Origin of the sequence: Micromonospora sp. DT178, assembly GCF_049841695.1 — a bacterium.
Taxonomy (GTDB): domain Bacteria; phylum Actinomycetota; class Actinomycetes; order Mycobacteriales; family Micromonosporaceae; genus Micromonospora.
The window spans coordinates 1-230 of record NZ_JBNCKV010000106.1 but is presented as its reverse complement, the minus strand read 5'-3'; the positions used below and the strand labels follow the sequence as shown (position 1 = coordinate 230).

At 71.3% G+C, this 230-nt stretch carries 1 protein-coding gene; it reads right to left on the bottom strand.

Going from position 1 to position 230, the window contains the following annotated elements; genetic code table 11:
• Nucleotides 1–198, bottom strand: a 198-nt coding sequence (locus ACLQ22_RS32170) for a hypothetical protein (protein WP_425695633.1), incomplete at its 3' end; no start/stop codon positions are given.
• Nucleotides 199–230: the final 32 nt, after the last annotated feature.

The window sequence follows — 230 nt, the reverse complement described above, 5'->3', positions numbered from 1 at the left end:
GATGGTCCCGCCCACCGCCCTGCCCACGCCTGTGGCCTCGGCCGGACCGGCACTCGTGTCGAGCAGTGTCGGCCAGTTCACCGCCCCGCCGTGTACGTGGACACCGGCGAGGGCGGTCAGTAACGTCTGCGGCTCGTCGCGTTCAGCGCGCATCGCTGGCAGCCACACGCCTGTTTCGGGGGTTTCGGCGTCGGCCATCGAGGTCAGCGTGCCGTCCGGGCCCAGTTCGA